Annotated in this window: 13 protein-coding genes; 9 read left to right on the plus strand and 4 right to left on the minus strand. The window is 45.7% G+C overall.

Annotated elements, in window-relative coordinates; genetic code table 11:
- Positions 1-199: 199 nt before the first annotated feature.
- Positions 200-1,171 carry an alpha/beta fold hydrolase gene (locus ACXAH6_RS11090; protein WP_474876818.1) on the plus strand — a complete coding sequence of 324 codons (972 nt, stop codon included), beginning with the start codon at positions 200-202 and terminating at the stop codon, positions 1,169-1,171.
- Positions 1,172-1,261: 90 nt separating this feature from the next.
- Positions 1,262-2,998, plus strand: coding sequence for a bifunctional isocitrate dehydrogenase kinase/phosphatase (gene aceK / locus ACXAH6_RS11095; RefSeq protein WP_474876820.1), 1,737 nt, complete (start codon positions 1,262-1,264; stop codon positions 2,996-2,998).
- A 332-nt stretch (positions 2,999-3,330) separates the two neighbouring features.
- On the opposite strand, the gene ACXAH6_RS11100 is transcribed toward aceK, so the two are convergent.
- Complete coding sequence (locus tag ACXAH6_RS11100) at positions 3,331-3,861, minus strand: DUF3833 domain-containing protein (RefSeq protein WP_474876821.1); 531 nt, start codon at positions 3,859-3,861, stop codon at positions 3,331-3,333.
- Between the two features lies 1 nt (position 3,862).
- Entirely contained in the window at positions 3,863-4,384 is a 522-nt protein-coding gene (locus ACXAH6_RS11105; protein ID WP_474876823.1) for a chalcone isomerase family protein, read from the minus strand.
- Positions 4,385-4,505: 121 nt separating this feature from the next.
- On the opposite strand from ACXAH6_RS11105, the gene ACXAH6_RS11110 reads away from it, so the two are divergent.
- The 5 genes from ACXAH6_RS11110 (at position 4,506) to nspC (ending at position 9,963) form a co-directional block, all read left to right on the plus strand.
- Positions 4,506-5,423, plus strand: a complete 918-nt coding sequence (locus ACXAH6_RS11110) for a 1-aminocyclopropane-1-carboxylate deaminase/D-cysteine desulfhydrase (protein ID WP_474876824.1) — start codon at positions 4,506-4,508, stop codon at positions 5,421-5,423.
- A gap of 221 nt (positions 5,424-5,644) precedes the next feature.
- Complete coding sequence (locus ACXAH6_RS11115; protein WP_474876826.1) at positions 5,645-6,961, plus strand: methyl-accepting chemotaxis protein; 1,317 nt, start codon at positions 5,645-5,647, stop codon at positions 6,959-6,961.
- 110 nt (positions 6,962-7,071) lie between these two features.
- Positions 7,072-7,479, plus strand: coding sequence for a hypothetical protein (locus tag ACXAH6_RS11120; protein WP_474876828.1), 408 nt, complete (start codon positions 7,072-7,074; stop codon positions 7,477-7,479).
- A gap of 115 nt (positions 7,480-7,594) precedes the next feature.
- Entirely contained in the window at positions 7,595-8,797 is a 1,203-nt protein-coding gene (locus ACXAH6_RS11125; protein WP_474876830.1) for a saccharopine dehydrogenase family protein, read from the plus strand.
- A gap of 35 nt (positions 8,798-8,832) precedes the next feature.
- Positions 8,833-9,963 (plus strand): carboxynorspermidine decarboxylase, encoded by a 1,131-nt coding sequence (gene nspC / locus ACXAH6_RS11130; RefSeq protein ID WP_474876831.1) that lies wholly within the window; start codon positions 8,833-8,835, stop codon positions 9,961-9,963.
- 26 nt (positions 9,964-9,989) lie between these two features.
- Here nspC and ACXAH6_RS11135 read toward each other — a convergent pair whose 3' ends face one another.
- Positions 9,990-10,265, minus strand: coding sequence for a hypothetical protein (locus ACXAH6_RS11135; RefSeq protein WP_474876833.1), 276 nt, complete (start codon positions 10,263-10,265; stop codon positions 9,990-9,992).
- A 74-nt stretch (positions 10,266-10,339) separates the two neighbouring features.
- Entirely contained in the window at positions 10,340-11,179 is an 840-nt protein-coding gene (gene rsmI / locus ACXAH6_RS11140) for a 16S rRNA (cytidine(1402)-2'-O)-methyltransferase (RefSeq protein ID WP_474876834.1), read from the minus strand.
- Between the two features lie 138 nt (positions 11,180-11,317).
- Between rsmI and ACXAH6_RS11145 the strand changes: the two genes are divergently transcribed.
- A complete protein-coding gene (locus ACXAH6_RS11145) occupies positions 11,318-13,231 on the plus strand; it encodes a penicillin-binding protein activator (protein ID WP_474876835.1) in 1,914 nt (637 codons plus the stop codon).
- Positions 13,231-13,581, plus strand: a complete 351-nt coding sequence (locus ACXAH6_RS11150) for a YraN family protein (RefSeq protein WP_474876837.1) — start codon at positions 13,231-13,233, stop codon at positions 13,579-13,581. The genes ACXAH6_RS11145 and ACXAH6_RS11150 overlap by 1 nt, the downstream gene beginning before the upstream one ends.
- Positions 13,582-13,588 lie beyond the last annotated feature (7 nt).

Below are 13,588 nucleotides of genomic sequence, written 5' to 3' on the forward strand. Positions count from 1 at the left end.
CTTATTATTGTCGTTTGATACACCGCGAAGACTGGCAAAGATAACGGTTTTTGACCCATTAATCAAAAGCATTTGCAGTTTACTGACCCCATTCCTTCGTATTTCTTACCCATGCAACAAAAGCGTCATCAAAACTTCATCACGTTTTCATTCCTTTGCATTAATAGTTAATTCAACACATGAGATTTTCGGTTCTACTTTGGCGGTCTATTCCAACACAATTACAACGCCTGATGGCATTACTCTGCATTACCAAGACGAAGGGAAAAAGTCGGCGCCCGCCATTGTCCTCATTATGGGACTGGGTGCACAAATGACTATTTGGCCCGATGAGCTTTATCAGGGCTTGGTGAGCAAAGGCTATCGCGTTATTCGGTTTGACAATCGCGATACCGGCCTGTCGACCCAACTCGATGAATTGGGCAACCCAAGTTTACTGAAAACCTGGTTAAGTCGTCGTTTGCCTATTACCCACTCGGTCCCCTATAAACTTGAAGATATGGCTGAAGATGTAATGGCACTAATAGACTCCCTCGCACTAAAAAAGGTGCACATCGTGGGGGCGTCTATGGGAGGCATGATTGGCCAGATTCTCGCTGCTAAATATAAAAAGAAGGTGGTGAGTCTTACCTCAATTATGTCCAACGTTTCTAGCGTTACCGAACGCAAACCCAACTTTAAGTTGTTATTACAGCTTGCTAAACGCCCTAAGCCCAGTAATCGGGAGGCGGCAATCCGCTATCACATCAAGCTAAACCGTTTAATTGGCAGCCCAGCCTACCCCTCTGATGAACGCACCTTGCACGAACAAGCCACACGTTCTATCGACAGAGCCTACAACCCCGCAGGGTTTAAACGCCAATTAGTGGCGATCACTGCCAGTGGCGACCGCCGCCATATGATGAAGAAAATAAAAGCCCCCACATTAGTGATTCATGGTAATGATGACCCCGTGATCCCCGTATCAGGTGGCAAAGAAACCGCTCGCGCAATAAAGCGTTCAAAACTCAAGGTGGTAGACGGTATGGGCCATGACTTCCCTCCCGCACTCATGTACAAAATGACAAACTGGATAAGTAAGCATGTGAAGAAAGCGGAAAAGCGGCGCAAAGAGAAAAAACGTCAAAAGCGTGGGAGGACAAAAGAAGCTCAGAGCAAAAAACTGATATAAATCACAGAAACCATCACTATTATTATCAAGCACTATCTATTCTTGGCTTCTGTGATATGTTCAATCTATCCCTACTTGAATATCACTAAGATGACTGACCAGCAACTCACTCGTAAAGTCGCCTATCAAATACTTCAAGGCTTTGACAAAAACTTTAGATGGTACAGCCGTATTACTCGCGGTGCTCAGGAACGATTTGAAAAAGGCCAATGGCCCGCTACACAACAAGCAACCAAAGACCGCATAGCCACCTATGAGCAAAGCTTAAATGAAGTCGTCGCCGATATTTACCATCAAATTGAAGTGCACCAAAAAGACATCGCGTTTTGGCAGGGCTTAAAAACCGCATTTACTTTGCAGCTCTCTGGACACCCCCAATTTGAGCTTGCAGAAACTTTTTACAACTCGGTGATTGGGCGGATTTTCCGCCACAACAAAATCGACAATAGCATTATGTTTATATTGCCGAGTCGTTGTTTTTTACCTGGACAAGACCGAGCAAAAGTCATCAATAGCTATGACACCACCAGTACGGTGCGTGAAATGTACGAGTCGATATTCGCCAATTACCGCTTCAACATACCGTTTGAAGATCGCGAGCGAGACATGCAACAACTCGACGATACCTTGCGTAAACGGCTTAATCGCGCCCAACTGTTCAGTGTAACGGCGGTAGAATTACTCAAACCTATTTTCTATCGCGGGAAGGCAGCCTATCTGATTGGGCGCATTTGTATGCCCGACGACACCTTGCCGTTCGTTATGGCATTGAGAACGACAGAAAAACGCGAGTTATACGTCGACACCCTACTCACAGAACGGGAAGACTTGAGCGTGGTATTCGGTTTCGCTCGCTCCTATTTTATGGCCGACACATTGTACCCGGCTGAAGTGGTGGCGTTCCTTCAAGAATTGCTCCCCAATAAAAAGCACTTCGAACTTTATATGGCGTTAGGTTTTTACAAACACGGTAAAACTGTGTTCTATCGCAACTACGTTGAGCATTTAGAAAACAGCGAAGATAAGTTCGAGGCGGCACCAGGGATTCGCGGCTTAGTGATGATGGTATTTCACCTACCCTCATACGGTGTGGTGTTTAAAATCATTAAAGACGAATTTGCAGAAAGTAAAAAGATTACCCGTCAGCACGTAAAAGACTGCTATAAACTCGTCAAAATGTCTGACCGCGTCGGCCGCATGGCTGACACTCATGAATACGTGAATTATCGATTTCCTCTAAACAGAATGTCGGAGGAATTAATAGAGGAACTCAAAGAGACCTGCGCGTCGAGCTTAGAGTTTACCGAAGACGAGCTGATCATCAAGCACCTGTACATCGAGCGCAAGATGACGCCGCTGAATTTGTTTTTACAGCAGGAAACCGACCCAGAAAAAATTCGCAACGCAATAGATGAACTCGGTCTCTGCATTAAGCAGATTGCAATGGCGAATATTTTCCCGGGCGATATGTTGCACAAGAATTTTGGCATAACCCGCCACGGCCGTGTGATTTTCTACGACTATGACGAGATATGTTTGATGCACGAGCGCAACTTTAGAGCACTACCGCAATCGGACGACCCTTATGCGCTAGATACTTTGTCGGTTGCCCCTAACGATGTGTTTCCACAGCAATTTGAACACTTTATTGTCGGCAAAAAGGTATTCAAAGAACAACTCAAGGCCCTTCATGGTGACTTAATGACACCCGAATATTGGCGCGGTGTTCAAAAACACATCGCTGAGGGTAAGGCCTGGCACTTTACGCCGTATAATCCGGCTAAACGATTTAAGAACGTGCGCGAAAGCGCAGCTGATTCAAATTAGCTAGGTAAGTAACCAGACGTTCGAGCAGTATTTGCTGCTCGTTCATTCATTGAGACTTCAAGCGAAATCAATGAGAATCGGGAGAAACCAGTTTAGATTTCTTTTTGATCTTACAATCTAAAATACGTTGAGTATTTTTTCGCCCTACGTAATAACATACGCTATAGGGATGCTTCCGCTCGAAGAATTTAGAGAATGCTTCTAACATGCTATTTCCTCCACTTTCTTATTAAGCACAAATTTAGGTTAGCACTTACTAAGCTGAAATTCCAGTCTATATAACGAACAATAATTTTATCTTCACGATAAACACTTTGAATCTTAGGAAAATTTTAAGATTGCTTTTGCATAAAAATTGTCACCTCGGCCATCACGATCCCAAATTTTCGAATGTAAGAGCGGTTCATCATTGTATTTGTGTCAAAAGCCCAAAACCAATCGTCAAACCCCACGCGATACTCGGTATCATCTATAGGTAAATCCATCTCATAGTGAAAGTGAAAGGCATTGTCATAACTGACACCCGTAGCCGGCGTGGCAATATCATTTGCTTGCCCAGTGTAAGTGCCGTCGGCATTTTTAGTAATCGTCCACTGGCGGGTCGCAGGCCCTTCGCCTACGCCATAGGTAAACGCTTCGTCAAGCGTGATCACACCCTCGTTTACGTTACCTTCAATATCCACCACAAACCGTTGTACAACTTGACCTGAGCGATTTTGAACTATGCCCCATGCTTTTACGTTGCCGTCGAAGAAGCGCTCAATATTAAACACAGGGGTTGTCTGCTGATAATCCTCGCCATCAATAGATACAGAACAAGCACTGAGCATCAATACGCCCACTATTACCAATACCACTCGCATATTATGCGTCTCCTTTTAAAAGCTGCTTTCTGAACTTGGGCTCTGAGGTATTTTCACTCAACCAGATGCCAAAGAAACAACGGGTAAAATCAGAGTCCTCAACCGAGCCGAGAAATTGCTCACCTTGATAAAATTGAGTATGGCCATTGTCGTCGGCGATCCCAGTGAGTACCGTGTTCTCTTCTACATCGGGAAAAAGCTCAGACATTTTTTGCAGCCACTGCGCCAGCTTCTCGTCGTCGTTCATACCTTGTTTGCGCATTTCTTCAATAGAGCGCTCGGCAATGGCCTGTGCATCGAATTCGCGTAAATAGGTAAGCGCGAGGGCATAAGGCTTGTTTTCCTGCCATGTACCATCTTGTGCATAAAGCGCCGCATCGTAGATATCCCAAAATAAAACAGAGAAGCGCCCACTCCCTACTATTTTGGCGTTAGGTACATATTGTTCGATAACCTGAGTTGGAATATTTGCCAGACACCATTGGCTCCAAGAAAGCAAGGCAATCACTATTAGCTTTTTCATTACAATGTCGATGAGATCAATTTAATCTATATACACGCGAATATTTAAAGGTGATCACTTTAGTCCCTGATTCTCATGTGCTAGCGTTGCGGTAGATTTGATTTGGTACTAGGTTTTCTCTTTGCTTGTCTCTCCCGCTCTCGAAAAAGTACTGTCGCTCGCGCTCCCCTCTCCACACATTGCCCTGTCACCTCGTTGGCAAGGCATAGAGCAGATCCAGCTGAAGATAAAAAGAGATGACGCTATTCACCCAATTATCAGTGGTAATAAATGGCGAAAGCTCGCATTGCCAATGCAACAACTGACACATGAACACTCTCCAATGAGAGGAATTATTAGCTTTGGTGGTGGGTACAGTAACCATTTACACGCACTCGGTTACTGCTGTCATCAGCTTCAGGTGCCTTTTATTCCCATTGTCAGGGGTAACTACACCCAACGTGAAACACCTATGCTAAAAGACCTACTAGAATGGAATATCAATCCGCTTTATGTCACAAAAATCGATTATCAAAAGCGACATGATCAACACTTTCTCGATGGTTTACGAAAGCAATATCCTCATTATGTGGTTATTCCCGAAGGTGGTAGCCAAGAACAAGCATTATATGGCATGGCCGCGATGATGACTGAGCTCAAGTCGGCGTGCGACTATATTGTTGCTCCTGTTGCCTCAGGTGGTACCTTAGCGGGTATTATTGCAGCGGCAAAACCTCACCAAACAATTATTGGCATCGCGGTATTGAAAGGCCAAGGATACCTCGAAGAACTGGTTGAAAACTTGCTGCCCAATCGAGGTTCCAATCACCCCAAATGGTGCATATTGCACGACTATCACCACGGCGGTTACGCCAAATCGTCACCGCCACTTATCGATTTTTGTCACAGTTTCATCGAAGAGACGAATATTGCTGTAGAACCCGTGTACTCGGGCAAGCTATTCTTCGCGCTACAAGATCTCATATCCCAGCGCTACTTCCACCAAGGAGCCAAGGTCACCGCGATTCATACCGGGGGACTACAAAGTGCAAGACAGTAAAATCACACACAGGCCATTTCGTTTGATTTTTAACCATCTATAGCCTAATTATTAATGGTGAACAACTCGATGGTGCTTTAAGCTTAAACGATAAACTTAATATTTTTTATCAAAGAGTTAGTGTCTGCCTACATATTAACTACACTTGTATTCAGACAACAATGTTACAAACTCATCGCCTTTTATTGCGACATTAACAATACCTACGACTGGAATTTTGTATGTTTAATCGCCACTTAATTAAAGAAAATGAAGCGCTGCGAGAAGAGCTAAGTATGTTAAAACAGGTTCGAGAGAGCCTGAGAGACGAGATGTTATTTGTTAAGCTTGACCATGAAGGCCGCATCGAAAAAGCTAATGCAATGTTCGCCGAAGAGCTCGGCTACCGAGATGCTGAACTCACGGGCAGATTGTTCACAGACTTCGTTCCTGAGATCGCAAGAAACACCGACTACTTTAGAAAGTTGGAGAACGCGATAAAGTCGAAACAGCACTACAGTGGCGCCATTGAGTTTACACGTAAAAACGGTGAAGAAGCTTGGTTGCGAGGTGTTCTCCAGCCCATTATTGATGCGAAGGGCAACCTACATCACTTTTCAGTTAACTTGAACGACCTCACGCGCACCATCGCGCTGTCTAAAGAGCATGAAGACTTGGTTGAAGCGTTACACAAGTCAACCGCAGTCATTGAGTTTGACTTAACAGGGCATATCCTTGTTGCTAACCAAGCCTTTTTAGGGGCTGTGAAGTACGGCCTGAAAGACATACAAGGCAAGCACCACAGAATATTTTGTACCGAAGCCGAAGCAAACTCAGATGAATATCAACAGTTTTGGGCAAAATTAGCTAGCGGGGAATTCGTTGCTGGACGTTTCCACCGGCTTGATGCGTATGGTAATACGCTATGGTTAGAAGCCACCTACAACCCTATTCACGATTCTCATGGCAGGCTTTACAAGGTGGTTAAATTTGCCACCGAGATCACAGAGCAAGTAGAACGTGAGCAAGCCGTTGCTAAAGCCGCAGATATTGCTTATCACACTTCTAACCAAACAGACGGTGTGGCCAGAAAAGGCAGTGCGGTCATTGACAAGGTTCTTGAAGAGATGTCTTCTCTGTCAGAACAGATGGACAAAGCTAAAGAAGGTATCCACGCACTCGATTCACAATCTCAACAAATTGCGACCATCATTAGCAGCATTAGCGCTATTGCAGACCAAACTAACTTGCTGGCGCTGAATGCAGCCATAGAAGCGGCTCGTGCGGGTGACCAAGGGCGTGGTTTTGCTGTGGTTGCCGATGAAGTTCGTCAGTTAGCGTCACGCACATCAGAAGCAACAGAAGAAATTGTAAACGTTGTAAAACACAACCAAACATTAGCCGCAGATGCGGTAGACCTTGTTAACAAAGGTGATGAAAAAGCTCAAACCGGGTTGTCATTCGCAAGGGAAGCAGGCGACGTCATTACAGAAATTCAAAAAGGTGCACGAGAAGTTGTCGATGCAGTAGGACAATTTGCCAATCACTTATCTAAATAATGCTCCTACATTGTCTTTAGGCGAAGGGGATCTCCCTTCGCCTACTCCTTTGCTAGTAAATTGATCCAAGCCGAAGTGAATCGCGTTGAAACAGCAACAAAGGAGGAAAAGTGCCACACCGAACATTTACCTACCCTAAACCTATCCAATCTTTGATTCAGCGTGCACTGGCTCTAGCCCAGATCTCACTGAAATTCAGTGATCGGCTATACCCTTTCGCCGCTATTTTCGAAGCGGGTCAAATTGGGTGCTTATTTACTGATGAAACCCATCAACACAGCCACAACAATCAACAGATGATAGAACACCTGCAATGGCGTATCATCGATAACACAGCCGATTCATATGCATACAGCTTGCTTGCCTACCATGCCGAAGTAGAGGTATCGAGTGGTAAAAAAGTGGATGCCATCGCCGTGACAATTACGGGGCCTGAACGAAAAGAAGAGATGTTGGTCTACCCCTATTATCGCCTCGATGGACAAGTGGTGTTATCGCCACCTATCACTGAGCAGTAAAGCTGTCATAATCGTCTATCATTATTGCAATAATTCGCGCTGACAGTGCTTGCCTATTTGCATTTCTCTGTTAGCATGCAGCGCAAAATTCTAACGCTATTAGGGATCATTTATTATGTCTCGAGTTCTTATTATTGGCGCCGGCGGTGTCGCGTCTGTAACAGTAAAAAAATGCGCACGTTTGCCTGAGTTTTTCGACGAGATTTACTTGGCAAGCCGCACGGTTTCTAAATGTGAAGCACTACAAAAAGAAGTCGGCGCAGACCGCGTAAAAGGCGTATTTGCCGTTGACGCTGATAATGCAAAAGAAGTTGAAGCTTTGATCAACGAAGTGAAGCCTGATCTATTGGTTAACCTAGCGTTGCCATATCAAGACTTACCGATTATGGATGCGTGTTTAGCCACAGGTACAGATTACCTTGATACCGCTAACTACGAGCCAAAAGACGAAGCGAAATTCGAGTACTCGTGGCAGTGGGCTTACCAAGATAAATTCAAGCAAGCTGGCATCATGGCTTTGCTTGGTTCTGGCTTCGATCCAGGTGTAACCAACGTTTACACAGCTTATGCAGCTAAACACTACTTCGACGAAATCCACTATTTGGATATTGTTGACTGTAACGGTGGTGACCACGGTCAAGCATTCGCAACAAACTTCAACCCAGAGATCAACATTCGCGAAATTACTCAACGCGGTCGTTTCTGGGAAAACGGTGAGTGGAAAGAAACCGATCCACTGAGCGTTCGCGAAGATTTAGACTACCAAAACATTGGTGTGCGAGCTTCTTACTTGATGTTCCACGAAGAGTTGGAATCACTGGTTAAGCACTTCCCAACATTGAAGCGTGCGCGTTTCTGGATGACCTTTGGTGATGCCTACCTCACTCACCTTCGCGTGTTAGAAGGTATCGGTATGACCAGTATCGACCCTGTTGAATTCCAAGGTCAGAAAATTGTGCCTCTTGAGTTCCTGAAAGCGGTATTGCCAAACCCAGGTTCATTAGCAGAAGGTTACACTGGCCAAACGTGCATCGGCACGTACATCACAGGTATGAAAGATGGCAAAGAAAAAACCATCTTTATCTACAACAACTGTGACCACGCGGTATGTAACGAAGAAGTTGGCGCGCAAGCGGTATCTTACACAACAGGTGTACCTGCGATGATCGGTGCCAAGTTGATGCTAGACGGCACATGGAAGCAACCAGGTGTATGGAATATGGAACAATTCGATCCAGACCCATTCATGGCATTGTTGAACGAGCACGGCCTGCCTTGGCATGTGATCGAATGTGACGAAAGTCCTTTCGCAAAATAAGACAGTAACGATCAGCTAAAATCGGAGATATAGCGTTGTCAGATCTCACTCAGAGACAAGATATTCCATCGCCTTGTTACGTGCTGGAAGAAAGTAAACTGATTAAAAACCTTGAGCTAATGAAGCGCGTGCAAGACGCATCTGGCGTGCGCATCATTTTAGCGCTGAAAGGGTTTTCGATGTGGTCGAGTTTCGATATCGTTAAGCAGTACCTGCACGGTGCAACGGCGAGTTCGGTATGGGAAGCAAAGCTCGCCAGCGAAATGGGTAAAGAAGTGCATGCTTATTCACCCGCTTACAAGCCGGCAGATATTGATGAGTTGAAAAACTTGGTCAATCACATCTCGTTTAACAGTTTAGGTCAATGGCAACGCTATCAAGACGCACTTGCTGGTATTTCTCAGGGCTTGCGTATTAATCCTGAACACCAAGAAGCTGACACGCCACTGTACGACCCTGCAGCGCCAGGGTCTCGCTTAGGCATTCGTGCCAGTGAATTAGAAGGCGTGGACCTGTCGGGTATTGAAGGCTTTCATTGCCACAACCTGTGCGAATGTGATTCTTTTGCCACCGAGCGCACGTTGAACGCGATTGAAGCAAGATTTGCCAAGTGGTTACCTCAGCTGAAATGGTTGAACCTAGGTGGTGGGCATTTGATGACTCGCGAAGGATACGATGTTGAGCATCTCATCAACACTCTGACAACCTTTAAAGCCAAGTACCCACATTTAGATGTGATCATGGAGCCGGGTTCGGCTGTGGCGTGGCAAACTGGCCCATTGATCGCCGAAGTGGTAGATATTGTAGAAAACGAAGGCAAAATCGCTATTTTAGATATTTCTGCCACTGCACACATGCCCGATGTATTGGAAATGCCCTATCGCCCGGCTATTCGAGATGCAGCTATGCCGGGAGAAAAAGCCTACGATTATCGTTTAGGCGGTAACTCTTGCTTAGCCGGTGATGTGATTGATACCTACAGCTTTGACAAGCCACTTGCTATTGGCGATCGCGTTCAATTTGAAGATATGATCCATTACACCATGGTAAAAACCACCTTCTTCAATGGCGTAGAACATCCGGGAATCGGTATTTTACGTGCGAATGGCGACTTCGATTTAGTGCGTCAATTCAGCTACGAAGATTTTAAAGGGCGACTGTCTTAAGCCGCCCTTTAATTTTCTACCGCTGATTACACAATCCCTCGACCACGGCAATAGCCGCTGTGGTCGACTTTGCTGCAAACCAATTCAGTGTCATCAAGCGTAATCACAAACTCTGTTTCCGGTTTCGCCACTACACTGTAGCTAAAACCATAAATTCGCGATTTCAAATCTAACGACACTTCAACCGTTCTCACTGGCGCAACGAGTTCATAAACGCCATCATCGAGATGTTCGTCTATGATATCAACTGACCAGCTACCGTGAGCAATATTGATTGATAACGTGTGAAAAGTGGTACTCATGATCTCTCCTTGCCTGCATGAACACAACACAACGGGTAATTAAACCCGCACAGCCACCGAGTCGTGACTGCACACTACTTTTGAATGGAAAGTCCCGCTTGATACAAGGCGTTCTTCTTCAAGGCATAATGCTCTGCCACGATAGCAGCTGCTTTTTTAAGCGGCAATACATCCATCAGTGTTTTTAGTAGCCCCATCGCATCTGCTGGCAAATCATCAGCCGCTGGCGTGATCCCCGCTACCATCACTACAAACTCACCTTTCTGGTGAGCAAGATCAGCATCGAGGTACGCAAGCACGTCTTGTGTTGTGCCATGCACGTAGGTTTCAAAGGTTTTTGATAACTCTTTGGCAATCACCAACTGACGCGTTTCGCCAAGTACCGTTTGAATATCGGTAATGGTATCGTGAATACGGCGCGGTGCTTCGTAAAACACACTGGTACACGTGCGATCGAGTAACACAGCGAGTGCCGTTTGTCGTGCGGTATGCTTAGCGGGCAAAAAGCCCTCAAAGATGAACCTGTCGGTAGGTAACCCCGACGCACTTAGCGCAGTAATAGCCGCGCACGGGCCGGGTAAAGCCACAACAGGAATATTGGCTTCACGACACGCGCGAACCAATACAAACCCTGGGTCACTGATCAAAGGCGTGCCCGCATCGCTAATCAACGCCACTGACTCGCCACCGGTTAAACGAGCGCATAGCATGGCTGTGCGTTTGTCTTCATTGTGATCATGCAGCGACAATGTCTTGGCTTGAATAGAAAAATGATTCAATAACTTTTGACTGTGGCGGGTATCTTCAGCCGCGATCCAATCAACCGATTGCAGCGTTTTAATCGCACGTGGTGACATGTCGTCTAAATTGCCAATTGGCGTGGGAACAATAAACAGCGTGGCCGTGTCAGACATTTACAAAAGCTCATCAATTTGAATGCGATAATGATACCATGCTAAAGGTCAGAATTTTTCACTAAACATAGATTTTCAATGCAGTTTCGATACACTGGTGTGGTAATAAAAGGACCGATACGGCTTATGAGATTGAATATGCGCAAATTGTTAGTGGCGTCGGGCTTTGCCCTACCGCTGGTTTTATCTGGTTGTGGATCAACCCCAAAAACAACGACCACTGCGCCAGTCAAATCGAATCCGGTGCAACCGGTAAAAAGTGATGAACCAGACCTTACCCCCGAAATACTACTTACTCGGGCGCAACAACACTGGGCTAAAAACCAAGACCTACAGCAGCGCAACACCTTATTGTTACAAGCTGCCCACATGTACATTACGCAGCAAGCACCACTGAAAGCGCAACAAATTCTACTGTCGCTAAAAGATTCAATTTCGCAAAATAATTTGGCTTGGTACCAGTTGCTACAAGCTCAGGTTTACCAAGATTCTGCATCGCCAGAAAAGCTATTGTCGCTGGTAACAATGCCATCAAGTGACGAAAGCATCACTCGCGAGCAAGCTCTGATTGCAGCGAAACAATACGCCAAACTCGGTCAATGGCTGGCTGCAGCTAATGCACTACTCACCTATAATGAAGATAGTGAAGAAACCGTTACCCAAGCGTGGCAGTGGATTACACGCGCCTATCTAGAAAATGAGCAACTCAGTGCCACTCAAGGGCGTAAGTTTACCAAGCTACAAGCCTATTTGGTGCTAAACGACCTAATTAAAGAAAACGGCTTAAACAGCCAACAGTTGGCTCAAGCCATTACACAGTACCGTGCGGTTTATCGCGGGCATCCGCTCACTAATTATTGGCCAACTTCTGTCACTAACGCCCTTCAGCTACCGGTTAATAACGCAGACAACTTAGTGGTTATGTTGCCACTGAGTGGCCGCTTGGGCGCAACAGGTATGGTAGTAAAAGACGGCATTTTGTCAGCCTATTATCGCAGTATTGCCGAACAAGGTAGTGCGTCAGCGCCCACCATTTCATTTGTTGATACGGTAGACCAACCCGTAGAGGTGTTACTTCAGGCGGCAGAAAACGCCGACTGGGTAATTGGACCACTATTGAAAGAAACCGTACAAGCTATTTCGGGTAAATTGCCAGTTACAACCAAACTGCTCGCGTTGAATCGACTAGACGAGTCGCCAATTGCTCCATTAAACGACACATTACCCGCGTCGCAAACGCGAGAGGCTTTTTTCGCATTGGCTCCAGAAGATGAAGCAGTTCAATTGGCTGAGCACATTTATCGCCAAGGTTATCGCGCTCCTGTTATTGTTTCTGCGCAAAGCAGCGTTACCCAACGTATGAAAGAGGCCTTTGATGCCGAATGGCACATACTCACTCAATACAGCAATAATGGGGTTTCGCTTAAATTAACTCATGTAGATTTTAGCGACACTAAGTCGTTAAAAGATGGCATAACCGCTGCACTTGACGTTGCCCAAAGCAACGACCGAATAGACGAAATAGAGTCTCTGTCTAACGAACGAGTGTATGAACAACCAAGAAACCGCCGCGATATTGATGCCATTGTGGTATTTGCTAATCCAGAGCAAACCGAATTGCTCAACCCAATGATTGAAGCCAGTTTAAGCCCGGTTGGCCGTGAGCCAACCCCTGTTTATGCCACTTCGCGTTCTGTCGAGTACAACAGTTCTCGTAACCAATGGCGAGATCTACAAAACCTCCGTTTTATTGACATTCCTTGGTTAGTGAGTGCTTATACCGATTCGACAGCACCAAATACCGAATGGCAAAACCTTGCATCAGAAAGTCGTACCTTATGGCCAAACCGCTCCACACAAATGCAGCGATTTTTTGCGTTTGGTGTTGATGCTTACAACCTGCTTCCCCATGTAGCTAACCTCAGCACACTGCCACAACTTAAAATTAGTGGCTTAACTGGCAAGCTATCCATTAACGAGAACGGTGAAATTATTCGCACCTTACCTCGTGCCATTATCGACAACGAAACCGTCAAACAAGCGAGCGAATAATGGGGTTACGGCAGCTGATAGGCGACGCTGCCGAACGCCGTGCTGAACGATTTCTGGTGTCGCAAGGTCTTATCGCTATTGCACAAAACTTCCGCACAAAACGCGGTGAACTCGATTTAGTCATGAGAGATGGCGACTATTGGGTGTGTATTGAAGTAAAATATAGAGAACAAGCCGATTTTGGTTATGCTGTAGAAATGGTCACACCGCGAAAACTTCAGCGGATCAAAGCTGCGTTTGAACAATTTTTATTAGATAATGGTCTAAACCCTGCAATGACGCCACAACGAGTCGATATCGTCGCGATTGATGGCAACAACCTGGAGTGGCTGCAGAATGTTACTGCTTAGCCTCTAA

The organism is Alteromonas sp. ABE4_545, from assembly GCF_056161325.1.